Consider the following 25,042-nt stretch of genomic DNA (forward strand, 5'->3'; position numbering starts at 1 on the left):
ATGATGGGTCACGACTGCGCGCGACCGGTCGGCGCCTGACGCGCCAACCCGAAATAACGGCAGGGCCGGCCTGGTCTTGAGGGTAAATGGGGAGGAACAAGCGGAAAACGACCCTTGGCGGCGCGCGGCAGCCGCGCCTGGCGGGAATCGGGTATGGGTCGGCGATGCATCGTGGCGCGCAGGATCGGCAGCATCCGGCGGGAAACAGCAGGAAACAGCAGGAAACAGCGGGAAACCGTTACCGCGGCACCGCCAGCCCGAACTCGCGCATCGCCGGCGCGAAGTCGTGATTGCTCTCGGGTCTGCGCGCGAGCTTCGCGAGCACGTAGCGCTGGAACGGGTCGAGCTGCGCCCAGTCTTCCACGCCGGGCGCTTGCAGGCTGGCAAGCTCGGACTGCAGCGCAATGCCGCCCGGCACCGCGTTCACGTCGCGCCAGGCCGGCGCTTCCTCGGGCGCGAACCATTCGGGTTCGACGTTCGCGTGCGTGCGCATCATCTCGAAGAGCGCGTGGTCGAAATTGGGCTCGATCTGCGTGTCCTCGTCCACCGGGAAACACGCCAGCAGCCGGCGGTCCTCGTAGGGCAGCAATTGCCATTGCGCGAGCGATATGCGCAGACCAAAGCGATCCAGATTGAAGCGCACGCACATCGGGATATAGGTGAGGTTTTCCGACGAGTCGACCTCGAACCGGAAAAGCAGCGGAGCTTCGTTCAATGCCATGACGGTATCCTCGCGAGACGGGCAAAGGCGCAGACAAGCGCGGGCGGCCCGCTTGAGGTATTTTAGAACCTTCCGCGCGCGGCGCGGCCCCGCCGTCCCCCGGCGGCGCTGCGGTGCCGCGCCGCACAAGGACTGATGGAGTTTTGCGCTTGATCACCCCGACCCGCACCCCAACCCGCACCCCGACCCGCACCCCAATGAGCACCGCAAACCGGCCGCCGATCCCGACGACGAATCCCCCGGAAACCGAAGGCCAGCCCGGCGCCATCGAATTGCGCGTGCATCGGCACCGCGGCGGCGGCGTGCAAACGCGTGAGGACCACGTGGGCCAGGAATGGCCCGTCGCGCTCGTCTTCAACGGCATTTCGCACGCGGTCATGATGTGCACGCCGCGCGACCTGGAAGCGTTCGCCGTGGGCTTCGCGATCTCCGAAGGCATCGTCGGGCGCAACGCCGATATTCAGGATATCGAGGTGTACTGGCATGCAGAGTCGGATCTGCCGCATGCCGAAGTCCACTTGACCGTGGTGCAGCAGGCGTTCGTCGAACTCAAGGAAAAGCGCCGCGCACTCGCCGGACGCAGCGGCTGCGGCGTGTGCGGCATCGAGAGCATCGACCTGCTCGATCTCGAGCCCGAGCCGGTGCCCGATACGGGCTTCGCTGCGCGCCTCGCGCCCGACGCGATCGCACGCGCCGCACGCGAACTGCCCCAGCATCAGGCGCTCACGAAGCTCACCGGTGGCCTGCACGCGGCCGCGTGGTGCGACGAAGACGGCGCGATCCTGCGCGCCTTCGAGGACGTGGGCCGACACAACGCGCTCGACAAGCTCATCGGCCAACTCGTGATGGAGCGCGCCGACACGCAACAGGGCTTCGTCTTCCTGTCGAGCCGCGCGAGCTACGAACTGGTGCGCAAGGCCGCGCGCGTGGGCATTCCGATGGTCGCGACGATCTCGGCGCCCTCTTCGCTTGCCATCGCCATCGCAAAGCGCGCCGGACTGCGGCTCGTGAGCTTTTGCCGCGAGTCCGGGTACGTCGATTACGAAACGGCCTGACGCGCCACTTACGCCTTAATCGAACTGCCGGAAATCCGGTTTGCGCTTTTCGAGGAAAGCCGTGAACGCCTCGCGCGCTTCGGGTGCGAGCAGCATCTTGCCGAAGTGCACGAACTCTTCGCTCATGCGCGTCTTGATCTCGTGAGTCTGCGCGCGCTTCATGAGCGACTTCGTCACGCGCAGCGACGACGCGGGCAGCGCCACGAGCTTCGCCAGTTGGCCGCTGACGAACGCGTCGAGTTCGGCTGCCGGCAGCACGCGGTTCACGAAGCCCATGCGATGCGCCTGCGCCGCGTCGAAGCTCTCGCCGAGCAGCAGCGTTTCCGCCGCGCTCTGGTAGCCCGCAATGCGCGGCAGCAGCAGCGACGAAGCCGCTTCGGGGCACAGCCCGAGTTGCGCGAACGGCATGGCGAAACGGGCGTTGTCGGCCGCATAGACCATGTCGCAATGCAGCAGCAGCGTCGTGCCCACGCCGATCGCCGGCCCTTTCACGGCAGCGACGAGCGGCTTCTCGAAAGCCGCGATGGCGTCGAGAAAGCGGATCACGGGCGAATCGGCACCTGCGGGCGGCGCCTTCAGAAAGTCTTCGATGTCGTTGCCGGCCGTGAAGATCTCGGCGTGGCCGCGCAGCAGCACCGCGCGCACCGAGGCGTCCTCGTTTGCGCCGCTGAGCGCGTCGGCCATCGCCCGATACATCGCAGGCGTGAGCGCGTTCTTGCGCGCGGGCCGGTCGATAGTGATCGTGAGCACACCGTTTTCGTGTGCGACCAGGATTTCGTTGCTCATATACCTGTCTCCTCGCCTGCCAATCGTGATACGAAAAACGGTCCGCAGACCGCCAGGTCTGCGAACCGTGTCGAGATCGCCAATGCGTTGACCGGATGAACGCTCACAGCCGCTCGATGATGCCCGCCGCACCCATGCCGGTGCCGACGCACATCGTCACCATGCCGTACTTGTAGTTGCGGCGGCGCAGGCCGTGCACGACCGTCGAAGCGCGGATCGCGCCCGTCGCGCCGAGCGGGTGCCCCAGCGCAATCGCGCCGCCGAGCGGGTTGATCTTCGCAGGATCGAGGCCGAGGTCCTGGATCACCGCCAGCGACTGCGCGGCGAACGCCTCGTTCAGCTCGATCCAGTCGAGGTCGTCCTGCTTGAGCCCGGCGGCCTTCAGCGCCGCCGGAATCGCTTCCTTCGGGCCGATGCCCATGATCTCCGGCGGCACGCCGCGCACCGCGAAGCTCACGAAACGCGCGAGCGGCGTGAGGTTGAACTGCTTGAGGATCTTTTCGGAGACGACGATCAGCGCGCCCGCGCCGTCCGAGGTCTGCGAGCTGTTGCCGGCCGTGACCGAACCCTTGTTCGCGAACACGGCGCGCAGCTTCGCGAGGCCTTCGAGCGTCGTATCGGCACGCGGGCCTTCGTCCAGCTCGATCAGGCGCTCCCTCACTTTCACTTCGCCCGAAGCGAGATCCGGCGAACGCTCGACGATCGTGTACGGCGCGATTTCGTCCTTGAACTCGCCCGCCTGCTGCGCGGCGAGCGCGCGGCGGTGCGATTCGACCGAGAACGCGTCCTGCGCTTCGCGGCTCACCTTCCAGCGCTCCGCCACTTTCTCGGCGGTCAGGCCCATGCCGTAGGCGATGCCGATGTCTTCGCTGCGATCGAAGATGTGCGGCGAGAGCGACGGCTTGTTGCCCATCATCGGCACCATGCTCATCGACTCGCAGCCGCCTGCGATCATCGCGTCGGATTCGCCCACGCGGATGCGGTCGGCGGCCATGGCGAGCGCCGTGAGGCCCGATGCGCAGAAGCGGTTGACGGTCACGCCGCCCACGCTTTGCGGCAAACCCGCGAGCAGCGCGCCGATACGCGCCACGTTCAGCCCCTGCTCGGCTTCCGGAATCGCGCAGCCGACGATGGCGTCTTCGATCACGCCCGTGTCGAGGCCGGGCACCTGCGCCACGGCCGACTTGATCGCGTGAACCAGCAGCTCGTCCGGGCGGGTGTTCCTGAACACGCCGCGCGGCGCCTTGCCGATGGGGGTGCGGCTCGCGGCGACGATGTACGCGTCCTGCAATTGTTTGCTCATCTCTTGCTCCAGTATCGGGTGTGCGTCGTGCCGCTTAGTTGCGCACCGGCTTGCCGGTTTGCAGCATGCCCATGATGCGTTCCTGCGTCTTCTGCGTGCCGAGCAGATCGACGAAGGCGCGGCGCTCGAGCGTGAGCAGCCATTCTTCGTCGACGAGGCTGCCCGCCTCGACGTCGCCGCCGCACACCGCTTGCGCGATGCGGCTTGCGATCAGGAAGTCGTGATCGCTGATGAAGCGGCCGTCGCGCAGGTTCACGAGCGACGCCTTGATGGTCGAGATCGCCGAGCGGCCCGCCACCGGAATCTGCGTGGCGCGCAGCGGCGGACGGTAGCCCGCAGCGCTCAGCGCACGCGCTTCCTTCTTCGCCGTGTCGAGCAGTTCGAACACGTTGAAGACGATCGTGTCCGAAGGCTTCAGATAGCCCATCGCGCGCGCTTCGTGTGCCGAGCCCGAGACCTTCGCCATCGCGGCGTTTTCGAACGACTTTTGCAGGAACCGCAGCAGATCGCTCGGCGCAGCGCCGATCGCCTGCGCGCCTTCGGCTGCGCGAATCGCCGCTTCCTTCAGGCCGCCGCCCGCCGGCACGAGGCCCACGCCCACTTCCACGAGGCCGACATAGCTCTCGACGTGCGCCACGCGCTTCGCGCTTTGCAGCATGATTTCGCAGCCGCCGCCGAGCGCGATGCCCGACACCGCCGTGATCACCGGCACGTTCGCGTACTTCACGCGCAGCATCGTGTCCTGGAACTTCTTCACGAACGGCTCGATGCCCTTCGCCCCGCCCATCATGAACGCGGGCAATGCCTCTTCGAGGTTCGCGCCAGCCGAGAACGGGCCGCCCGGCGCGCCGAGCCTGAGCGACGTCGGTTGCCAGATCACGAGGCCCTTGTAGCCGTCTTCCGCGATGTCGATGGCCTTCACGAGGGAGTCGAGCAGGCCCGGCCCCATCGTGTTCATCTTGCTCTTGTACGAGACGATGACGACGTCGTCCTCGCCCGCGCGGTCGTCCACCCAGGCGCGCAGGTTGTCGTTCTCGAACAGCGTCTTGCCATAGGTCTTCGGATCGCGTGCGCTCGTTTCACCGAACAGCGCGGCACGGAACACCTGGCGCTCGTACACCGGCAGAGTCGAGCGCGGCACGAAGCGCGCCTCAGCGGGCGACCACGACCCTTGCGCACCGTGCACGCCGCCGTTCGCCGCGACCGGGCCTTCGAACACCCAGGCGGGCAGCGGCGCATTCGACAGCGCCTTGCCCGCGTCGATGTCTTCCTTCACCCACTCGGCGACCTGCTTCCAGCCCGCGGCCTGCCAGCCTTCGAACGGACCTTCGTTCCAGCCGAAGCCCCAGCGGATCGCGAGATCGACGTCACGCGCGTTGTCCGCAATCGACTGCAGATGCACGCCGATGTAGTGGAACACATCGCGGAAGATCGACCACAGGAACTGCGCCTGCGGATGCTGCGTTTCGCGCAGGAGCTTCAGGCGCTCGGCGCTCGCACGCTTGAGGATGCGGCCCACCAGCTCGTCGGCCTTGCCGCCGCCGTCGACGTACTCGCCCGTGTTGGCGTCGAGCACCTTGATGGCCTTGCCGTCCTTGCGATAGAAGCCGCTGCCCGTCTTCTGGCCGAGCGCGCCCTTCGCCACGAGACCCGCGAGCACCGCCGGCGTTTCGTAGACCGGGAAGAACGGATCGTCCTTCAGGTTGTCCTGCATCGTCTTGATGACGTGCGCCATGGTGTCGAGACCGACGACGTCGGCCGTACGGAACGTCGCCGACTTTGCGCGGCCAAGGCGCGAGCCCGTGAGGTCGTCGACTTCGTCGAAACGCAGGCCGAACTTCTTCGCCTCGGCGATCACCGCGAGGATCGAGAACACGCCCACGCGGTTTGCGATGAAGTTCGGCGTGTCTTTCGCGCGCACGACGCCCTTGCCCACCACGCTCGTGAGGAACGATTCGAGCTGGTCGAGGATTTCGGGCTTCGTGTGTGCCGTCGCGATCAGCTCGACAAGGTGCATGTAGCGCGGCGGGTTGAAGAAGTGCACGCCGCAAAAGCGCGCCTTCAACGCGTCGTCGAAGCCATGCGAGAGTTCGGTGATCGACAGGCCGGAGGTATTGGTCGCGAAGATCGCGTTCGGGCCGATGTGCGGTGCGACCTTCTTGTAGAGGTCGTGCTTCCAGTCCATGCGCTCGGCGATCGCCTCGATCACCAGGTCGCATTCCGCGAGCTTGGCGACGTCGTCTTCGTAGTTCGCGGGCGTGATGTATTGCGCGTCTTCCTTCACGCCGAACGGTGCGGGCGAGAGCTTCTTGAGCGTCTCGATCGCCTTCAGCGCGATGGCGTTCTTCGGGCCTTCTTTCGCGGGCAGATCGAACAGCAGCACGGGCACGCGGGCGTTGATCAGGTGCGCGGCGATCTGCGCGCCCATCACGCCGGCGCCGAGCACGGCCACCTTGCGAATATTGAGGTTGCTCACGTTGTGCCTCCAGCGGGTATGCAATGTCGAGCGGATTGAGGTGTGAGGGCGGCGCGTGTCGACGCGGGCCGCCTCCTGACATCGTGTTGGCTGGGCGCACGGCTTTGCAAGACGCGCGCCCCTTGGCTTTTAGAACAGCGCTTCGTCGACTTCCATCAGCGTCTTCGAACCCGCGCGCGCCTGGCGGATCGACGTGGCCGTTTCGGGCAGCAGCTTCGCGAAGTAGAAACGCGCTGTGGCCAGCTTCGACTGGTAGAACGGATCGCCCGAGCTTTCCTTGTCGAGCGCGATGCGCGCCATGCGTGCCCAGAAGTACGCGAACACGAGGTGGCCCGCCGTGCGCAGGTACGGCACCGCGGCCGCGCCCACTTCGTCCGGGTTCTGCATCGCCTTCATGCCGATTTCCATCGTGAGCTTCTGCATCTTGTCGCCGATATCGGCGAGCGGATTCACGAACTCCTGCATGTCCGGCTTGATGCCTTCGGCTTCGACGAAATCGGTCACGAGCTTGCCGAACTTCTTGAGCTTCGCGCCCATGTCGCCCAGCACCTTGCGGCCCAGCAGGTCGAGCGACTGGATCGTGTTCGTGCCTTCGTAGATCTGGTTGATACGCGCGTCGCGCACGTACTGCTCCATGCCCCACTCGGAGATGAAGCCGTGGCCGCCGAACACCTGCATGCCGAGGTTGGTGCTCTCGAAGGCGTTGTCGGTGAGGAAAGCCTTGATGATCGGCGTGAGCAGCGCGACGAGGTCGGCCGCGTCCTTGCGCTCGCTTTCGTCGGCGTGCGAGAGTTCCTTGTCGATCTGCAGCGCCGACCAGTACGTGAAGGCGCGCGCGCCTTCGGCCCAGGCCTTCTGCGTGAGCAGCATGCGGCGCACGTCCGGATGCACGATGATCGGGTCAGCGGGCTTGTCGGGCGCCTTCGGACCGGTCAGCGCGCGCATCTGCAGACGCTCCTTCGCATACGCGAGCGAGTTCTGGTACGCCACTTCGGTCAGGCCAAGGCCTTGCATGCCGACGCCCAGACGCGCCGCGTTCATCATCACGAACATGGCGTTCAAGCCCTTGTTCGCCTCGCCGACGAGCCAGCCCTTCGCGCCGTCGAGATTCATCACGCAGGTCGCGTTGCCGTGAATGCCCATCTTGTGCTCGATCGAGCCGCACTTGATGCCGTTGCGCTCGCCCGCTTCGCCCGCCGCCGTGGGGATGAACTTCGGCACGACGAAGAGCGAAATGCCCTTGGTTCCCGGCGGCGCATCAGGCAGACGCGCGAGCACGAGGTGGACGATGTTCCCGGCCATGTCGTGCTCACCGCTCGAGATGAAGATCTTCGTGCCGGTGATCGCATACGAGCCGTCGCCGTTCGGCTCGGCCTTCGTGCGCAGGATGCCGAGGTCGGTGCCGCAGTGCGGCTCGGTCAGGCACATCGTGCCGGTCCACACGCCTTCAACCAGCTTCGGCAGATAGGCCTTCTGGAGTTCGGGCGTGCCGTGGGCATGCAGACACTCGTAGGCGCCATGCGAGAGACCCGGATACATGGTCCACGCCTGGTTCGCCGAGTTCAGCATTTCGTAGAGCGCGTTGTTCACGAACGCGGGCAGGCCCTGGCCGCCGTATTCGGGATCGCAGCCGAGTGCGGGCCAGCCGGCTTCGACATACTGCTTGTACGCTTCCTTGAAACCCGTCGGCGTGGTGACCACACCGTCGCCGGCGTAGGTGCAGCCCTCACGGTCGCCGACCTGGTTCAGCGGAAACAGCACCTCGGAGCAGAATTTGCCGGCTTCTTCGAGCACCTGGTTGATGGTGTCGGCGTCGAGGTCGGCGTGCTTCGGCATCTGCTTCACTTCGCCTTCCACGTTCAGCAGTTCGTGCAGAACGAACTGCATGTCGCGCAGCGGCGCGGTGTACTGTCCCATGTCTTCTCTCCAAAATTTGAGCTTCGGGTCCCTCGCGCGCCGCCGCGACTTCGATGTTGCGGCCTGGGCGCTACCGGGTCTCGCTCTGATACGAAACAATCAGCCTCTCGAACGCGGCCCACGTATGCTCGACCGCGTCCGGCAGATGCAGGAAGCGGCCGTCATGATGCAGGCCGAGCGTCACGCTATACAGTTCGAAGAGCATCAGCGCGGGATCGGTCTCCTTGCGCAAATGGCCTTCTTCGATTGCCTGCGAAATGGCCCTCAGGAGCGCCGCGCGCCACATCGACACGCTCGCGACCAGCGTCTCGCGCACCTGGCTGTCCGCGCGGTCGTCGTACTCGACGGCCCCGCTGATGTAGATGCAGCCGGTCGTGACTTCGTGAATGCGCTTCTCGAACCATCGCGACAGCATCGCACGCAGACGCGGCAAACCGCGTGGCTCGCGCAAGCTCGGAAAGAAGACTTCTTCCTCGAATCGACGGTGGTACTCGCGCACCACCTCGACCTGCAGGTCTTCCCGAGACCCGAAGTGAGCGAAGACGCCACTCTTGCTCATCTGCATGCGCTCGGCGAGCAGGCCGATGGTCAGGCCTTCAAGGCCATCGCGACCTGCGAGGTCGAGTGCTGCATCCAGAATGGCGGCCCGTGTCTGTTCGCCTTTTCGCATAGCTTTCTTTACCGTAACGATGTGGCCGCGATGTCGCCGTCAACTGCTCATTAACTGCTTACATCTCGGCTCGAATTAAATCGAACGGCCGTACTATTGTTGAGGACAGCCGTCCGCGAAACAAGGACTTTATTAGAAACCGATTTCTAACCGGTACTCTAATTTTCGGGGTTCGTGCGTCGCGCGCAAGCCGACATTCTCTCGATTGCACGTGCGCGGGTTCGTATGGCAGCGTTCTGTTTCTAGTCGTAGCCGCCCACGGTGATGAGCTTCATGAGCGCACGATAGAACGCCCAGGCGAGCCAGTTCACGGCGCGCACGTGCCACGGCCGCGCCTCGTAACGCGCGCGGTCGATCTGCGCAGCGTCGCCGAACGCGGCGAGGATCTCGCCGCGCAACTGTTCGATCTGCGGATGCCGCACGAGCAGCACGTTGGCCTCGTTGTTGAGCACGAGGCTGAGCGCATCGAGGTTCGAGGAACCCACGGTGCCCCAGCTCGAATCGACGACGGCCACCTTGCCGTGAAGCATCGTTTTTTCGTACTCGGCAATCTGCACGCCCGCGCTCAGGAGCTGGTGATAGAGGAACGGCACCCCGTAGTCGAGCACCTTGAATTCCTTTCGTCCGACCAGAAGCTTGACCGCCGCGCCGCGCTCCGCGGCGCTCACGAGCGCGCGGCGCAGCCGCCGGCCCGGCATGAAGTACGGATTGGCGAGCAGCACCTCCTTGCGCGCCTCGCCGATGGCATCGAGATAAGCCTTTTCGATAGCGCGCCGGTTCACCACGTTGTCGCGCGCGACGAACGCCACGCAGGGCACCTGCGCCGCGCGCGGATCGCGCACGCTCGCGCGAAGGCGCTCGCGCAGACGCGTGAAGAAGTGCTTCGCCCGAGGCGAACGCACGCTGGGCGCAAGCGCGCGCAGCGCGTCGTCGACGATCTGCGTGGGGCGCCCCACCGTGTGGCCGGTGGGATGCGGCGACATGAAGCCCGCGCTCGCGGGCACGCCGGGCGAGACCTGCTGGGGCAGCGGCGGCCGGTAGCCGAGCCGGATACGCCGCCACTGCTGCTCGATCGCGAGACGCACGTCCACGACCACGGGACCGTGCAGCTCGACGGCGAAATCCCAGCGGGCATACGGCAGCCTGTGGCCGTCCTGTTCGAAATCGTCGATCACGTTGATGCCGCCGCAAAAGGCGAACTGGTCGTCGATCACGGCGAGCTTGCGGTGCGTGCGCGAAAAGCCGAAGCGCCCGAAGATATGCGGGTTGTAGACGCGGTGCTCCACCCCCGCGCCCGGCCAGGCTTCGAAGAGCGCAATGCGCGGCGAGCCGATGCCATCGGTGATCACGCGCACGCGCACGCCGCGCGCCGCCGCGCGCATGAGCGCATCGGAGAGCGCGCGGCCGATGTCGTCGTCGCAAAAGATATAGGTTTCGAGCGCGACGTCGCGCTCGGCGGCGTCGATGCGTTCGATCATCGCGCCGAACAGATCCGCGCTCGAGCCGAACAGGCGCACGTCGTTGCCGCTCGTGAAGCGATAGCGCGAACGATAGCGCCGGCCAAGCAGCGCCTCGCGCAGCCTCACCACGCGCTGCGATTCGATGCCGGGATCGGTACTGGTTTCGCTCATCTTGCGCTCACCCGCGCCCCTCGCGTCCTTCCCGCAGCCGCATGGGCAGTTGCAGAATGGCCTCGCGGTTCGACCACGAGAAGCACTTCGCCGCCGCCTGCTCGTAGGGCAGCCACACATAAGCCGTATGCTCGCGCGGCGCGAGCGTGACGACGGTGCCCGTGGGCACTTCCAGGCTGAACCAGTGCTCCGTGTTGCGCGTGACGCCGGGCGCATAGCGATGGCGCCACACGGGATAGATTTCGTACTCGATCTCGTGGTGCCAGTCGAGCAGTGCCGCCTGTGGAACGCCCACCGCGCCGACAGCAATACCCGTCTCCTCGCCCACCTCGCGCACGGCGGTTTCGACGAACGGCTCGTCCGGGCGATCTTTCGAGCCGGTGACCGACTGCCAGAAACCCGGCCGGTCGGCGCGTTCGATGATCAGGACCTCCAGTTGCGGCGTATGGATGACGACGAGTACGGATTCCGGAATCTTCGGCGGCTTCTGCATGGTGATGGGGCGTGGGGGGAACGCGCGCTGCGCGCTTGCGGCGCGTCTGAAGGTAATTTAACGCAAAAAGCAAAAAAGGCGCACGATGCGCCTTTTTTGTTGTTGCGATGCAAAAGCCCTGACGGGCTTTCGCAGCAAGAGTGCGGCTTACTGCGCCGTCTTCTGCTCGGGCTGACGCAGGCGGATGTGCAGTTCGCGCAGCTGGCGCTCGTCCACCGGACTCGGCGCCTGCGTGAGCAGGTCCTGCGCGCGTTGCGTCTTCGGGAACGCGATCACGTCGCGAATCGAATCGGCGCCGGCCATCATCGTGACGATGCGGTCCAGACCGAACGCGATACCGCCATGCGGCGGCGCGCCGTATTGCAGCGCGTCGAGCAGGAAGCCGAACTTCGCACGGGCTTCTTCCGCGTTGATCTTGAGCGCGCGGAACACCTTGCTCTGCACGTCTTCCTGATAGATACGCACCGAGCCGCCGCCGATTTCCCAGCCGTTCAGCACCATGTCGTAAGCCTTGGCGAGGCAGCGGCCCGGATCCGTTTCGAGGTACTCGAGGTGCTCGTCCTTCGGGCTGGTGAACGGGTGGTGCGCGGCCACGTAGCGGTTTTCTTCCTCGTCGTACTCGAACATCGGGAAGTCGACGACCCACAGCGGCTTCCAGCCCTTCTCGACGAGTCCGTTGGCACGGCCGAACTCCGAGTGGCCGATCTTCAGACGCAGTGCGCCCAGGCTGTCGTTCACGACCTTCGCGCGGTCTGCCGCGAAGAAAATGATGTCGCCGTCCTGCGCGCCGGTGCGCTCGAGAATCGCGGCGATCGCGGCGTCGTGCAGGTTCTTGACGATCGGGCTTTGCAGACCGTCACGGCCCTTCGCCGCTTCGTTGACCTTGATCCACGCGAGACCCTTCGCGCCGTAAATGCGCACGAATTCCGTGTAGCCGTCGATGTCGCCGCGCGACAATTCGCCGCCCTTCGGCACGCGCAGCGCCGCGACGCGGCCGTCCTTCGTGTTGGCCGGTGCGCTGAACACCTTGAAGTCGACGTCCTTCATGGCGTCGGTCAGCTCGGTGAATTCGAGCTTCACGCGCAGGTCCGGCTTATCCGAACCGAAGCGGCTCATGGCTTCCGCGTAGGGCATGATCGGGAACTTCGCGTCGAGGTCGACATCGATCGTTTCCTTGAACACGTGACGCGCCATGTCCTCGAACAGGTCGCGGATTTCCTGCTCGCCGAGGAACGACGTTTCGCAGTCGATCTGCGTGAATTCGGGCTGACGGTCGGCGCGCAGGTCTTCGTCGCGGAAGCACTTGACGATCTGGTAGTAGCGATCGAAGTTCGCCACCATCAGGAGCTGCTTGAAGAGCTGCGGCGACTGCGGCAGCGCGAAGAACTGACCCGCGTTCACGCGCGACGGCACGAGGTAGTCGCGCGCGCCTTCCGGCGTGCTCTTCGTGAGCATCGGCGTTTCGATGTCGATGAAACCGAGCGCGTCGAGATACTTGCGCACCGCCATCGTCACGCGGTAGCGCAGACGCAGGTTGTGCTGCATCTGCGGACGGCGCAGGTCGAGCACGCGATGCGTGAGGCGCGTGGTTTCCGAGAGGTTGTCGTCGTCGAGCTGGAACGGCGGCGTGACCGACGCGTTGAGCACCACGATCTCGTGGCACAGCACTTCGATCTTGCCGCTCGTGAGGTTCGCGTTGACGGTGCCTTCCGGACGATTGCGAACGAGACCCTTGACCTGCACGCAGAACTCGTTGCGCACGCCTTCGGCGATCTTGAACATTTCCGCGCGGTCCGGATCGCAGACGACCTGAACGAGGCCCTCGCGGTCGCGCAGGTCGATGAAGATGACGCCGCCATGGTCGCGGCGGCGCTGCACCCATCCGCACAGCGAAACAGTTTGGCCCAGCAGCTGTTCGGTCACCAGACCGCAGTATTCAGATCTCATCGACATGATGTTCGTCTTTCGTTATGCATGAATGAACGGGACCGGCGCGCAGCAGCGCGTCGTCCGGTATTAAAGCGGAGGATCGATGGGGCGGCGTGGTGAGGTTGCCGGCGCGACCACGCCCATCGAAACAATATACTTGAGCGCGGCGTCGACGGTCATGTCCAGCTCGACCACCTCGCTCTTTGGCACCATCAGGAAAAAGCCCGACGTCGGATTCGGCGTAGTCGGGACATACACGCTCACGTGATCTTCCTGCAGGTGGTTGACCACGTCGCCGCCGGGAATACCGGTGAGAAACGCGATCGTCCACGAACCCTTGCGCGGGTATTCGATCAGGAGCGCCTTGCGAAATGCATTGCCGTTGCTCGAAAGCAGTGTATCGGAAACCTGCTGGATGCTGCCGTACAGCGGTCCAATGATCGGAATGCGGCGCACCAGCGCGTTCCACCACTCCACCAGCTTCTGGCCGATGAAGTTGTGCGTGAGCAGACCGACCCCGAAGATGAACGCGAGCGTAAGCACCGCGCCGAGTCCCGGCAGACGCACGCCGAACACGCGCTCCGGCCGCCACGATTCGGGCAGCAGCAGCAGCGTCTGATCCATCGTGCCGATGACGAGGTTCAGCACCCACAGCGTGATGGCCAGCGGCACCAGCACCAGCAGGCCGGTCAGGAATACCGATTTGAACGTCGCTTTCTTGATCGTCATGTACACCGCCATGCGGGCCGCGCGCGGCAAACGGGCTGCCGGCGCGGCTTCGGCGCGGCGCGGATCCCGCAGATGCAGGAACCGCGCCGCAGGTTTTTCAGGTCGACGCAGCTGCCGGGCCCGGCGTGCTCGCTGCGCTGCTTGCAGTGCTCGCGGCTGCGCCCGAATCGCCGGAAGCGCTCGCGGCGGCTTCGCCGGCCGGCTTGCTGCCCTCGGACGACGTGTTTTCGCCATCCGCCTTCGCGCCAGTCGCCGCAGCGCTCTTGCCGCCGTTACCGCCGCGGAAATCGGTGACGTACCAGCCCGACCCCTTCAGCTGGAAGCCCGCTGCAGTGACCTGCTTGCGAAACGTGTCCGCGCCGCAGCTCGGGCACTGCGTCAGGGGCGCATCGCTCATCTTTTGAAGCACGTCCTTGTCGAAGCCGCACGACTCGCAGCGATAAGCGTAGATCGGCATGATCTCTATCCTGATGAAAATCTGATAACTGCTTGCAAAGCCTTGAATTATAGCCGCAAACCAGGACCGCCCCTGGCATTTACGGGGGTTGGGTGTCCATCGGGGAGTGTCGGAGGGTTGCGGCCGCCTCAGTTCAGATGAGGGCAGGTTGCGCGCACATCAAGAGCGCCCGCAGCCATGCAAGGCGGCAAGCGCGTGGCGTAGCTGGCCGGGACTGCTCAAACGTGCGGCACCGAGACGTCGTTGCGGCGCCACACGAGCCAGCGCTCGCGCCCGACGAACACGGGCAGCGAGTCGGCCACGGGCTGATCGTCGGCGAGTGTGAAGTATGGCGTGAGCAAGGCGTCGAGTTCGTCGCGCGCGATGGCGAACGGCGGCCCCTTGGGCGTTTCGCCGATGAAGAAGTAGCCCGCGAGCACCGCGCCGGGCGGCAGCAGCTGGGCCATGCGGCTGGCGTAGCTCGCGCGCTGGGCTTTGGGCAGTGCGCACAGGAACGCGCGCTCGAACACCCAGGCCGGCTTGAACGGCGGCGTGTAGGCGAAGAAGTCCGCCTCTTCCACGACGCCTGCGTACTGCCCCAGCGCCGTACGCGCGCTCGCGACCGCGGCCGGCGCGAAATCGATGGCGCGCACCGTGCGGCCGCGCTCGGCGAGCCAGCGTGCCTCCCAGGCGTTGCCACAGCCTGGAATCAGAACGGCGGCCTCAGGGTGCGCCATGGCGAAAGCTTCGAACTCGCGCTGCACGCCCGCCTGATCCCAGGGCGTGAAACCGCGCACGAAGCGCTCATCCCAGAACGAGGGCGACGCCGGGTCGCGGGTTTCGAACTCGGGCACATCGCCCGGTTGCGGCGGCAGGGTCGGGTCGCTCATCGTCTCACTCCTCGTTCTCGTGGTCCGTCAGCCGCCGTAGGCGAACGCGAGCCACACGCGCGCCGCCACCATGCCCACGCCCACGGCCACGCCGAACACGAGCAGGCCCTGCAGCAGGCGGTTCGTGCGGCGTTGCTCGGCGAGCATTGCGCGGATCGTCTCGTCGTTCGCGAAACCGCCCGGCTCCTGGCGGTGCAGCAGCGCCTGGTGCACGAGGCGCGGCAATTGCGGCAGCGTCTTGCTCCATTGCGGCGCTTCGATCTTGAAGCGCTCGTACCAGCCGCGCAGGCCGATCTGCTCGGTCATCCAGCGTTCGAGATAGGGTTTCGCCGTTTTCCAGAGATCGAGCTCCGGATCGAGCGAGCGCCCGAGGCCCTCGACGTTGAGCATGGTTTTTTGCAGCAGCACGAGCTGCGGCTGGATTTCCACGTTGAAGCGCCGCGAGGTCTGGAACAGGCGCAGCAGCACCTGGCCCAGCGAAATGTCCTTCAGCGCCCGGTCGAAATACGGTTCGCACACGGCGCGGATCGCGCTTTCCAGCTCTTCCACGCGCGTATGGGGCGGCACCCACCCCGATTCGATGTGCAGCGTCGCCACGCGGTGATAGTCGCGCTTGAAGAACGCGAGAAAGTTCTGCGCGAGGTAGTTCTTGTCGAAGTCCGACAGCGCGCCGACGATGCCGAAATCGAGCGCGATATAGCGGCCGAAATGCGCGGGATCGAGGCTCACCTGAATGTTGCCGGGATGCATGTCGGCGTGGAAAAAGCCGTCGCGGAACACCTGCGTGAAGAAGATCTCGACGCCCTCGCGCGCGAGCTTCGGAATGTCCACGCCCGCCGCGCGCAGCTTGTCCACCTGGCTGATCGGCACGCCGACCATGCGCTCCATCACGAGCACGTTGGCCGTGCTGAATTCCCAGTACATTTCCGGCACGAGCAGCAAGTCGAGGCCCGCGAAATTGCGGCGCAACTGGCTGCCGTTGGCGGCCTCGCGCATCAGGTCGAGTTCGTCGTGCAGGTATTTGTCGAATTCGGCCACCACTTCGCGCGGCTTCAGGCGCTTGCCGTCGGCCCACAGGCGCTCGGCCCACACGGCGATGTCGCGCAGCAGCGCGAGGTCGGAATCGATCACGGGACGCATGTTCGGGCGCAGCACCTTGACCGCGACCGGCTTGCCCGCGTGCTGACCCGACTTTACCTTGGCGAAGTGCACCTGGGCAATCGACGCGCTCGCCACCGGCACGCGCTCGAACTCGTCGAAAATCGTGTCGACGGGCGCGCCCAGCGACTTCTCGATCAGGCCGATCGCCACTCTCGAATCGAACGGCGGCACCTGGTCCTGCAGCTTCGCAAGTTCGTTAGCGATATCGGGCGGCAGCAGGTCGCGGCGCGTAGACAGCACCTGGCCGAATTTCACGAAGATCGGGCCGAGGCTCTCCAGCGCGAGACGCAGACGCAAACCGGGCGGGTCGTCGAAGCGACGGCCAACCGTGGTGATGCGCAGGAGCAGCGCCACGCGCCGGTCGTTGATCCGGCTCAACATCATCTCGTCCAGGCCGAAGCGGATGACGGTGAAGAAAATCTTGAGAAAACGCAGAAAACGCATGTCTGGGGGGCCTGTTGACTAGCGCGAGCCGCGCGGCGCAGCGCTTTGGCTCCCGCCGCTGGCCAGTGATTTTTGTTCAAGTCGCTCGATGCGCTTTTCCACGCGCGCCAGCGCATCGCGTGCGCGCGACAGCTCCTCGTTGAAGCCGTCGAGCTCGGCGCGCCGCACGAGCTGCGGATTTTCGTCGAGCAGATATTCCGTGACCGAGCCGAGCACGTTGCGCCCGGTACGCAGGGCCTGCTCGCCCGCGGCGCGCGCGAGCGTGGCAATGCGTGAAGCCGGCGCGTCGCCAATGAGCTTCGCGAGGTCCTCTTCGGGCTCCCAGCGCAGATGCTCGGCGAGCTTGCCGATGACCTGCGCAAACTCGGCATCGCCTTCGATCTTCACGTGCTTCATCACGGCCGCCTGGCCGCCCTGCATGAACGAAGAGAGCGCGCCTGCGGGCAGCGACAGCATCACATCGACATCGCCTGCATCGTGGTCCTCGACCGCGCCCAGATAGCCGTCCGGCTGCACGAGCAGCGTGAGCACGATGGGCGGGCAGGTGAGACGGGCCGTCTTGCCGGCATAGGGGGCGAGGCGCTCGCGTGCCCACGTTTCGCGGGCGAGCAGGTGATTGACGGCAGCAGCGAAGGGCTTGGCGGCAAGAGTCATCGGCATGGAATAAGAAAACCCGCACGGGCACAAGCCCGGGCGGGTTCCTATTGTAACGTTCGTAACGTTCGAGCCACAGGATCGCGCCGCCGCCCTGCCCTGTCCAATGCGGCGCGGCACCCGGATGGCGTTGCGATCAAGTCACGAGACGCGCGGCCCGGGTACCGACTCAGTGAGATTCGACCTGCTGGATGCCCGCGAGCAGCCAGCCTTCGCCCGACGTGCGCGACTTCGAGAGATTCCAGACCTCGACGAACGGCGCGGCCGGCTCGCCCATGGCCTCGCGAATCAGGCCGGAGAAGCGCACGCTCGCAAGGTATTCGCTGCCGCGGTCTTCCACGCCGAGCAGGTCCGCGTTGAGCTGCACGACGTCGGTCTGGTTGGGCTGCGCGCCGCGGCCCGCGAGATCGACGCGGATTTCGGCGAACATCTCGGGGGTCGTGAATTCGCGGATGTCGTCCATGTTGCCGGCGTCCCACGCGGCCTGCAGGCGCACGAAGTAGACCTTCGCGTTACGCACGAAGGCTTCCGTGTCGAAGCCGGCGGGGACGGCAGACGGCGTGTCGACGTGCGGCGTGGTCAGAGGGTTGGCTTCAGGCGCGAGGTACTGCCCCGTGGGCGGTGCGGTATAGCTCGGCTCCTGCGGCTGATACCCGCCCGACGACGGGTTCAGGCTGTTCGACGCGTACCCGCCCTGGTACGCGGGTTCCGCAGCGCGGCGGCGGCTCATGAACTTGCGGATCAGCCAGACGGCGATAAAGGCGATGATCGCGATCACGATCATGTTGGCCATCATGCCGGCAAACGCTTCGCCAAGACCGAAGTGCGAAAGCAGCGCGGCAATGCCGAGACCGGCCGCGAGGCCCGCGATCGGCCCAAGCCAGCGATTGCGCGCCGGTGCGGGCGCGGGCGTGGGCGCCGGCGTGCCGGGAGCGCGCTGGGCACCGGCCTGCTGCGCGGGATTCGTGGGGCTGGGCTGGGCCGGCGGTGGCGTGGTGCTGCGCTGCGAGGCCACCGACGACTGCTTGCCGAAACTGCGGCCGCCACCCATGCGGCGAGCCTCTGCATCGAACGACGCGAGGCTGCCGGCAATCATCACGCCGGTAAGGGTCAGAACGCCGATTCGTCTGGCCCACGATGTTGAAAGCTTTCTGGAAGCATCGATTCGGGGCTCAGACATAGCGAAAATTCCTTTAAAGACAGTGATTTGGGAGCACTAATACTTTGTGCCGACGTGTAAGGCTACCACGCCAGCTGACAAATTGTAATATTTGACGGCTTCGAGGCCGACTTGTTCCATCATCGTCTTGAGTGTTTCCTGGTCCGGATGCATGCGGATCGATTCCGCGAGGTACTGGTAGCTGTCCGCGTCCTGTGCAAAGCGCCGCCCGAGCCACGGCAGCACCTTGAACGAATACACGTCATAGGCCTTCTTGAGCGGCTCCCAAACCTTCGAGAATTCGAGCACGAGCACGCGGCCGCCCGGCTTGAGCACGCGGCGCATCTCGGCGAGCGCGGTGTCCTTATGCGTCATGTTGCGCAGCCCGAAAGCCACGGTCACCACGTCGAAGTAGTTGTCCGGAAAGGGAATTTTCTCGGCGTCGCACAGCAGCGCCGGTGTGATCACGCCGTTGTCGATAAGGCGGTCGCGGCCCACGCGCAGCATCGACTCGTTGATGTCGGTATGCCAGACCTCGCCCGTCGGGCCCGCTTTCTTCGCGAACGCCATGGAAAGGTCGCCGGTGCCGCCGGCAATATCGAGCACCTTCGCGCCGGGCCGAATGTTTGCCTGCGCGATCGTGAACGCCTTCCACGCGCGGTGCAGCCCGCCCGACATCAGATCGTTCATCAGGTCGTAGTTCGAGGCGACCGAGTGAAACACGCCGGCCACCTTCTTCGCCTTGTCCTGTTCGTCGACTGTCTGATAGCCGAAGTGGGTTTTGCTCATCGCGCTCGTCCTTTCGCGGAAGGGTGTTCTATGGGTGTGCTGCGCCGCGTCTGTCAGAGAAGCGGCGGGGCTGGATCGTAACAGGAAGCGTCAGTGGCAGTGGCCATGCGCTGCAGGAGGCGCGGCCATAGGGGCGTCGCGCTCGACGCCCGCCGCCTTCAGTCTGGCGAAATATTGCGCCCAGAGTTCGTCCTGGCGCGTGGCGAGCTCGTAGAGCTGGTCCCACGAGTAGATGCCGGTGTTGTGCCCGTCGGAGAACGTGGGCTGCAGCGCGTAGTTGCCGACACCTTCGAGCGCCGTGATCGTCACCTCGCGCTTGCCGGTCTGCAGCGTTTCCTGGCCGGGTCCGTGACCGCGCACTTCCGCCGAGGGCGAAAACACGCGCATCAGCTCAAACGGTACGCGGTAGCTCTCGCCGTTCGCATACTGGAGTTCCAGCACGCGCGAGAGCGCGTGCACCACGACGCCGGTTGGCACCGGCGTATCGGATTTCAGTCCACTCATGATCGTTCCTGCTGTTGGACGCCCACCGCCCGGCCCCGCTCAGGCCTGCTCCATTTCCTGGCGCACCGCGTCGCGCAGCAGCGTGGCCTGGGCGCGGCGCTGGCCCAGCATCGCCTCGGACACCGTGCGCTGACGCGGCGCCCAGACGGGCAGCGGGAAATGGGCGTCGTTCGTGAAGCGCGGAATGACGTGCCAGTGCACGTGCGGCACCTGGTTGCCGAGGCTCGCCAGATTCACCTTCGAAGGCTGCATGACACGGCGCAGCGCGCGCTCGACGGCATAGACGGCCCGCATCAGATGTTCCCGGTCGGCCGCGCCCAGGTCCGAGAATTCGGCGACGTGCGCATTCCAGATGACCCGGCAAAAGCCGGGATAGTCGGCCTCGGCGGTCGCGAGCACGACGCGCATGCGCTCGTCCTGCCACAGCACATCGCCGCCTTCCTCACTGCAGAATATGCATGTCATCGTCGTCCCCGAACCCGTTCACGGAAAATTGAGCGCTGCCATTAGACCAGCACGCGCTCGATTCCGCCATTGTTCGCGTTCTGAACGTAGTCCGCCATCCAGTTTTCGCCAAGTATGTGGCGGGCGATTTCCACCACGATGTAGTCGGCTTCGATGTTGGCGTCTTCGTTGTACCGCGACAGACCCTGGAGGCACGACGGGCAGCTCGTCAGAATCTTGACGTCCTGCGTCGTACCCTGCCCGCCCGCTTCCTGCGGTGTAGCCGGCTGCACCCCGTTCGCGCCGTTGCCGACGATCGGAATGCCGCGCAGCTTCGCCGCGCCCTTGCGGATTTCCTCTTCCTTGCGGAAACGCACCTGCGTCGAAATGTCTGGGCGCGTGACGGCCAGCGTGCCCGATTCGCCGCAGCAGCGATCGTTCTTCTCGATCCTGTAACCGTCGTGCCCGGAACCCATCAGTTCATTGACGAGCTTGACCGGGTCCATCGTCTTGATCGGCGTGTGGCACGGGTCGTGGTACATGTAGCGCGTGCCGGTCACACCGTCGAGCTTGATGCCCTTTTCCAGCAGGAACTCGTGGATGTCGATGATGCGGCATCCCGGGAAAATCTTGTCGAATTCATAACCCGCGAGCTGGTCGTAGCACGTCCCGCACGACACCACGACGGTCTTGATGTCGAGGTAGTTGAGCGTGTTCGCCACGCGGTGGAACAGCACGCGGTTGTCCGTGACGATCTTCTCGGCCTTGTCGTACTGGCCCGAGCCGCGCTGCGGATAGCCGCAGCACAGGTAGCCCGGCGGCAGCACCGTTTGCACGCCCGCTTCCCAGAGCATGGCCTGGGTGGCGAGGCCCACTTGCGAGAACAGACGCTCCGAGCCGCAGCCGGGGAAGTAGAACACCGCTTCCGAATCGACGCTCGTCGTCTTCGGATTGCGGATGATCGGCACGATCTTGTTGTCTTCGATGTCGAGCAGCGCGCGCGCCGTCTTCTTCGGCAGATTGCCCGGCATCTTCTTGTTGACGAAGTGGATCACCTGCTCGACCACGGCCGGCTTGCCCGTGGTCGCGGGCGGCTGCGCCGTCTGCTTCTTCACGAACTTCTTCAGCACGTCGTTGCCAAGGCGCTGCGCCTTGTAGCCCACGCCCATCATCGCGGTGCGCGCGAGATTGATGGTCTGCGGGTTCGTGGCGTTCAGGAAGAACATGCCCGCCGCGTTGCCCGCGTTGAACTTCTTCTTGCCCATCTTGCGCAGCAGGTTGCGCATGTTCATGGTCACGTCGCCGAAGTCGATCTTGACCGGGCACGGCGTCACGCACTTGTGGCAGACCGTGCAGTGGTCGGCCACGTCGTTGAACTCGTCCCAGTGCTTGATCGACACGCCGCGGCGCGTCTGCTCTTCGTACAGGAACGCCTCGACCAGCAAGGAGGTCGCGAGAATCTTGTTGCGCGGGCTGTAGAGCAGGTTCGCGCGCGGCACGTGGGTCGCGCATACGGGCTTGCACTTGCCGCAGCGCAGGCAGTCCTTCACCGAATCGGCAATCGCGCCGATGTCGGACTGCTTCATGATGAGCGACTCGTAGCCCATCAGGCCGAACGACGGCGTGTAGGCGTTGCGCAGGTCGGCGCCTTCGAGCAGCTTGCCCGCGTTGAAGCGGCCTTGCGGATCGACGCGCTGCTTGTAGGCGCGGAACTCGGCGATCTCGTCATCCGTGAGGAATTCGAGCTTCGTGATGCCGATGCCGTGCTCGCCCGAGATCACGCCATCGAGCGATCGCGCGAGCTTCATGATGCGCGCCACCGCGTGGTGCGCGTCCTGCAGCATCTCGTAGTTGTCCGAGTTGACCGGCAGGTTCGTGTGCACGTTGCCGTCGCCGGCGTGCATGTGCAGCGCCACGAACACGCGGCCGCGCAGCACCTTCTTGTGGATCGCCTGAGTCTCGTCGAGGATCGGCTTGAATTCGCCGCCGTTGAAGATCTTGCGCAGTTCCGCGCGGATCTCCTGCTTCCACGAGATGCGCACCGTGCGGTCCTGGGTCACGTGGAAGACGTTGGCGTCGGGCTGCGCGTCCACGCGATCGGCGAACTTCTCCGCCAGCGGCTCGTAACCCAGTTGCACGAGGTAGTGCTGCGCCTCGCGCAGCGACATGTCGAGCTTCTCGCCCACGAAGGTCCAGCGCTCGCGCACGCGCTTGAGCAGGTCGAGCGCCTGCTGAACGCGGTCTTCGAGCAGTTCCGCCGAGGGAATCTCGTTTGCGTCGTCCGTCTTGCCGAGCGGCAGCTTGCCCGCCTTGAAGAACGCTTCGAGCGCGTCGACCAGCTGCAGCTTGTTCTTGATCGACAGCTCGATGTTGATGCGCTCGATGCCGTCCGTGTACTCGCCCATGCGGTTAAGCGGGATCACGACGTCTTCGTTGATCTTGAACGCGTTGGTGTGCTTCGCAATGGCGGCCGTGCGGCTGCGGTCGAGCCAGAAGCGCTTGCGGGCCTCGGCGGACACCGCGACGAAGCCTTCGCCGCTCTTGCCATTGGCCATGCGGATCACTTCCGAGGTCGCGGCGGCCACGGCATCGGCGTCGTCGCCGACGATGTCGCCGATCAGCACCATCTTCGGAAACGCGTTGCGCTTGCTCTTGGTCGCATAGCCCACCGCGCGCAGATAGCGTTCGTCGAGGTGCTCGAGGCCCGCGAGAATCGCGCCGCCCTGCTTCGACGTTTCGAACAGGTAGTCCTTGATCTCGACGATGCTCGGAATCGCCTCGCGCGCCTGGCCGAAGAACTCCAGACACACCGTGCGCGTATGCGCAGGCATCTTGTGCAGCACCCAGCGCGCGGACGTGATGAGCCCGTCGCAGCCTTCCTTCTGCACGCCCGGCAGGCCGGCGAGGAACTTGTCGGTGACGTCCTTGCCGAGGCCTTCCTTGCGAAAGCGCTTGCCTTCGATCTCGAGCGATTCGGAGCGCAACAGCTTTTCGCCCGGCGCGTATTCGCCGTCGAACCACTTCAGCTCGAAGCGCGCCACGGCAATGTCGTGGATCTTGCCCATGTTGTGGTCAAGACGCGTGACTTCGAGCCAGTTGCCCTGCGGGTCGACCATGCGCCACCAGGCGAGATTGTCGAGCGCCGTGCCCCACAGCACGGCCTTCTTGCCGCCCGCGTTCATCGCGACATTGCCGCCGATGCAGGACGCATCGAGCGAGGTCGGATCGACGGCGAACACGAAGCCTGCGGCGTCGGCGGCCTCGGTCACGCGGCGCGTGACCACGCCCGCGCCCGAGAAAATCGTCGCGACCTTGCGGTTCACGCCCGGCAGGTCGGTCATCTCGACGGGCCCGAGCTGCTCGAGCTTTTCCGTGTTGATGACGGCCGAGAACGGCGTGAGCGGCACCGCGCCACCCGTGTAGCCCGTGCCGCCTCCGCGCGGAATCACGGTGAGGCCGAGTTCGAAGCAGGCCTTGATGAGGCCGGCGATTTCGGCTTCGGTATCGGGCGTCAAGACGACGAACGGATATTCCACGCGCCAGTCGGTCGCGTCGGTCACGTGCGAGACGCGCGCAATGCCGTCGAAGCGGATGTTGTCCTTCTGCGTGCGCTTGCCCAGCACCTTGACGGCGCGGCGGCGCAGGTCGGCCATCTTCTCGAACTCGCCCGCGAAGGCGTCGATGGCGCGGCGCGTGGCGCCGACCAGTTTTTCCACGCGCGCGGCGCGGTCCATGCCTTCCTTGTCCGCGTGCTCCTGCAGATCGGCGCGGCGGCGCTTCTCGATTTCGGCGAGGCGGTGGTTCAACGCCTCGATCAGGAGCGCGCGGCGCTTCGGATTGTCGAGCAGGTCGTCCTGCAGATACGGGTTGCGGCGCACGACCCAGATATCGCCCAGCACCTCGTAGAGCATGCGTGCCGAGCGGCCGGTGCGGCGCTCCGCTCGCAGTTCGGCGAGCGCGTTCCATGCCTCTTCGCCAAGCAGGCGGATGACGATTTCGCGGTCCGAGAAAGACGTGTAGTTATAGGGAATCTCGCGCAGGCGCGGTTCGACGTCGGCGGCCACGGCGGCGGCGGCGCCGTGAGGATCGAAAACTTGAGGTGCGTTCATGGTTGGACGACTCTTTGGGCCAGCCCCGCGCACGGCTCGCGGCCGCTACGACGGATACTGACGGGGCGCGTGGGGCGCTATTCTGAAATCGTGTCCGCCTGTGGCAGGCTGCGGACGAAAGGGGTGGGGAGGCACATGGCGGCAACGCTCACGCCGATGGTTCCCCGGCGCTCGGATTTAGCGACACGATCGTGCGTGGCGGGCGTGCCGCTGCGCCGCCGGGCGGGTCACGCGCCGTGCGGGCATCAAATGGGCTGTCCGAGGTTGCCAGTGCATCATCCGATCCTTGTTTCAAAAAAGGATTTTACCGCATGATCCGCACCCGCGCTGACGCTGCGTGGGGACCGGGTGAACACATGAGATTCACCTGCGTTGCCGGACGATTCGCGCCGGTTTGCGCCCGCTTTGACGATGATTTGCCTTCCGGCCGGTCGGCAAATCGCGCCGCCGGACCCGCCGCCGAACCCACCGCCGGTGTGCCCGCGCCGGTGTGCCCGCGCCGGTACGCCCGCCGCGGTATCCCGCGCCGCCAGCGCCGGAGCCGTTGGCGCTATCATCTACGCTTTCCCGCCCTGAACCCGCGCCCGGCGCGCCCTCGCATGGCCTCCCACGACGATTACCTGAAGAAAATCCTCACCGCCCGCGTCTACGACGCCGCCCGCGAGACCGAACTCGAGCGCGCCCCGAACCTCTCGGCGCGTCTGCGCAACGCCGTGTTCCTCAAGCGCGAGGACAACCAGCC

Annotated in this window: 20 protein-coding genes; 1 reads left to right on the forward strand and 19 read right to left on the reverse strand. The window is 65.5% G+C overall.

All coding sequences use genetic code 11. The features are described 5' to 3' along the window. Window positions 1-238 precede the first annotated feature (238 nt). Window positions 239-721 (reverse strand): nitrate reductase associated protein, encoded by a 483-nt coding sequence (locus C7411_RS11290; protein ID WP_110384385.1) that lies wholly within the window; start codon window positions 719-721, stop codon window positions 239-241. A 197-nt stretch (window positions 722-918) separates the two neighbouring features. Between C7411_RS11290 and fdhD the strand changes: the two genes are divergently transcribed. Further along, complete coding sequence (gene fdhD / locus C7411_RS11295) at window positions 919-1,776, forward strand: formate dehydrogenase accessory sulfurtransferase FdhD (RefSeq protein WP_110384386.1); 858 nt, start codon at window positions 919-921, stop codon at window positions 1,774-1,776. Window positions 1,777-1,791: 15 nt separating this feature from the next. Here the strand turns inward: fdhD and C7411_RS11300 are convergent, their stop codons facing one another. From C7411_RS11300 to C7411_RS11385, 18 genes are all read right to left on the reverse strand, one after another. After that, window positions 1,792-2,562, reverse strand: a complete 771-nt coding sequence (locus tag C7411_RS11300; RefSeq protein ID WP_110384387.1) for an enoyl-CoA hydratase — start codon at window positions 2,560-2,562, stop codon at window positions 1,792-1,794. Between the two features lie 103 nt (window positions 2,563-2,665). Then, window positions 2,666-3,865, reverse strand: coding sequence for an acetyl-CoA C-acyltransferase (locus tag C7411_RS11305; RefSeq protein ID WP_110384388.1), 1,200 nt, complete (start codon window positions 3,863-3,865; stop codon window positions 2,666-2,668). Window positions 3,866-3,899: 34 nt separating this feature from the next. Next, complete coding sequence (locus tag C7411_RS11310; protein WP_110384389.1) at window positions 3,900-6,341, reverse strand: 3-hydroxyacyl-CoA dehydrogenase/enoyl-CoA hydratase family protein; 2,442 nt, start codon at window positions 6,339-6,341, stop codon at window positions 3,900-3,902. Window positions 6,342-6,470: 129 nt separating this feature from the next. Then, window positions 6,471-8,258 (reverse strand): acyl-CoA dehydrogenase C-terminal domain-containing protein, encoded by a 1,788-nt coding sequence (locus C7411_RS11315; RefSeq protein WP_110384390.1) that lies wholly within the window; start codon window positions 8,256-8,258, stop codon window positions 6,471-6,473. Window positions 8,259-8,328: 70 nt separating this feature from the next. Continuing rightward, the gene (locus tag C7411_RS11320; RefSeq protein ID WP_042266388.1) at window positions 8,329-8,928 is read right to left on the reverse strand and encodes a TetR/AcrR family transcriptional regulator; all 600 of its coding nucleotides are present in this window, start codon (window positions 8,926-8,928) and stop codon (window positions 8,329-8,331) included. Between the two features lie 242 nt (window positions 8,929-9,170). Then, window positions 9,171-10,559, reverse strand: a complete 1,389-nt coding sequence (locus C7411_RS11325) for a phospholipase D-like domain-containing protein (RefSeq protein ID WP_110384391.1) — start codon at window positions 10,557-10,559, stop codon at window positions 9,171-9,173. Window positions 10,560-10,566: 7 nt separating this feature from the next. Beyond that, a complete protein-coding gene (gene nudB / locus C7411_RS11330) occupies window positions 10,567-11,052 on the reverse strand; it encodes a dihydroneopterin triphosphate diphosphatase (RefSeq protein ID WP_110384392.1) in 486 nt (161 codons plus the stop codon). 147 nt (window positions 11,053-11,199) lie between these two features. Beyond that, window positions 11,200-13,005 carry an aspartate--tRNA ligase gene (gene aspS / locus C7411_RS11335; protein ID WP_042266391.1) on the reverse strand — a complete coding sequence of 602 codons (1,806 nt, stop codon included), beginning with the start codon at window positions 13,003-13,005 and terminating at the stop codon, window positions 11,200-11,202. 63 nt (window positions 13,006-13,068) lie between these two features. Beyond that, window positions 13,069-13,710 (reverse strand): DUF502 domain-containing protein, encoded by a 642-nt coding sequence (locus tag C7411_RS11340; RefSeq protein WP_110384393.1) that lies wholly within the window; start codon window positions 13,708-13,710, stop codon window positions 13,069-13,071. A gap of 97 nt (window positions 13,711-13,807) precedes the next feature. Beyond that, a complete protein-coding gene (locus C7411_RS11345; protein ID WP_110384394.1) occupies window positions 13,808-14,167 on the reverse strand; it encodes an FmdB family zinc ribbon protein in 360 nt (119 codons plus the stop codon). A gap of 218 nt (window positions 14,168-14,385) precedes the next feature. Next, window positions 14,386-15,036 (reverse strand): methyltransferase domain-containing protein, encoded by a 651-nt coding sequence (locus C7411_RS11350; RefSeq protein ID WP_110384395.1) that lies wholly within the window; start codon window positions 15,034-15,036, stop codon window positions 14,386-14,388. A gap of 27 nt (window positions 15,037-15,063) precedes the next feature. Continuing rightward, window positions 15,064-16,641: a ubiquinone biosynthesis regulatory protein kinase UbiB gene (gene ubiB, locus C7411_RS11355; RefSeq protein WP_110384396.1), complete on the reverse strand. Its 1,578-nt coding sequence runs from the start codon at window positions 16,639-16,641 to the stop codon at window positions 15,064-15,066. A gap of 18 nt (window positions 16,642-16,659) precedes the next feature. Continuing rightward, window positions 16,660-17,295 carry a ubiquinone biosynthesis accessory factor UbiJ gene (locus tag C7411_RS11360; RefSeq protein ID WP_110384423.1) on the reverse strand — a complete coding sequence of 212 codons (636 nt, stop codon included), beginning with the start codon at window positions 17,293-17,295 and terminating at the stop codon, window positions 16,660-16,662. A gap of 169 nt (window positions 17,296-17,464) precedes the next feature. After that, window positions 17,465-18,475, reverse strand: coding sequence for a Tim44 domain-containing protein (locus C7411_RS11365; protein WP_110384397.1), 1,011 nt, complete (start codon window positions 18,473-18,475; stop codon window positions 17,465-17,467). 36 nt (window positions 18,476-18,511) lie between these two features. Then, on the reverse strand, window positions 18,512-19,243 hold the full coding sequence (gene ubiE, locus C7411_RS11370; protein ID WP_110384398.1) for a bifunctional demethylmenaquinone methyltransferase/2-methoxy-6-polyprenyl-1,4-benzoquinol methylase UbiE: 732 nt from the start codon (window positions 19,241-19,243) through the stop codon (window positions 18,512-18,514). Between the two features lie 90 nt (window positions 19,244-19,333). Next, a complete protein-coding gene (locus C7411_RS11375; protein ID WP_110384399.1) occupies window positions 19,334-19,747 on the reverse strand; it encodes a gamma-butyrobetaine hydroxylase family protein in 414 nt (137 codons plus the stop codon). Window positions 19,748-19,786: 39 nt separating this feature from the next. Continuing rightward, window positions 19,787-20,212, reverse strand: a complete 426-nt coding sequence (locus tag C7411_RS11380; protein WP_110384400.1) for an HIT family protein — start codon at window positions 20,210-20,212, stop codon at window positions 19,787-19,789. 41 nt (window positions 20,213-20,253) lie between these two features. Beyond that, window positions 20,254-24,300, reverse strand: coding sequence for a DUF3683 domain-containing protein (locus tag C7411_RS11385; protein WP_110384401.1), 4,047 nt, complete (start codon window positions 24,298-24,300; stop codon window positions 20,254-20,256). Between the last annotated feature and the right edge of the window lie 742 nt (window positions 24,301-25,042).

This window comes from Paraburkholderia silvatlantica, from assembly GCF_003096715.1.
GTDB lineage: Bacteria > Pseudomonadota > Gammaproteobacteria > Burkholderiales > Burkholderiaceae > Paraburkholderia > Paraburkholderia silvatlantica.